Source organism: Patulibacter medicamentivorans (assembly GCF_000240225.1).
Taxonomy (GTDB): domain Bacteria; phylum Actinomycetota; class Thermoleophilia; order Solirubrobacterales; family Solirubrobacteraceae; genus Patulibacter; species Patulibacter medicamentivorans.
The window spans coordinates 1-870 of sequence record NZ_AGUD01000109.1; the positions used below are offsets into that span (position 1 = coordinate 1).

Genomic DNA, 870 nt, shown 5'->3' on the forward strand with positions numbered 1-870 from the left:
CCGAGAACGCTCGCACGCTGGCTCGGGCACGGGCACTGACCCGGCGGCTGCGGGCGCTGCCGCGACCGACCGCCCTGCGCGCCGCGCCGCTGCTGGTCCTGACCGACCAGGAGGGCGGCCAGGTCCGGCGGCTGGCGGACGCCCCGCCGCGGGCGTCGGCGAGCGAGCAGGGGGCGGCCGGTCCGGCGACGGTCCGGCGCGCCGGGCGGGCCAGTGCCAGGGCGCTCTGCGCGGCCGGGGTCAACGTCAACCTGGCGCCGGTCGCCGACCTCGGCGGCACGGGCTTCATCGCGCTCCAGGACCGCACCTACGGCGAGGACCCCGAGACGGTCGGCGCGCTGGCCGGCGCGTTCGCGGCCGGCGCCCGCAGCGGTGGGATCGCCTCGACGGCCAAGCACTTCCCGGGCCTCGGCCGCGCCGGCGACAACACCGACGAGGGCCGCGCGCGGATTGCCGGATCGGCCGCCGACCTGCGGGCGAGCGACGAGCGGCCGTTCGCGACCCTGGTCGACTCCGGCGTCGAGCTGGTGATGCTGTCGAACGCGATCTACCCGGCGTTCGGGCCGGCGCCGGCGGTGCTCTCCCCGGCCGTCGTGCGCGACGAGCTGCGCGGCCGGCTCGGCTTCCGCGGGGTGACGATCAGCGACGACCTCCAGGCCGGCGCCTTCGCCGCGGTCCGCTCGCGCGCGGAGCTGGCCGTCGCGGCGGCGCGAGCCGGGGTCGACCTGCTGCTCTACGGCGTGCGGACCGACGGTGCGCTGGCGGCGTCCCGGGCCCTGGCGGCGGCGATCGGCGACGGCCGCCTGCCGCGGGCCGACGCCCGCGCGGCGGCCGAGCGCTCGATCGCCCTGCGGCTGCGGCTGGGGGGGG

At 80.0% G+C, this 870-nt stretch carries 1 protein-coding gene; it reads left to right on the forward strand.

The genetic code is table 11. The annotated features are described in order from the left end of the window. The coding region (locus PAI11_RS09165; protein WP_040599448.1) for a glycoside hydrolase family 3 N-terminal domain-containing protein at positions 1 to 870 on the forward strand (870 nt) is incomplete at both ends.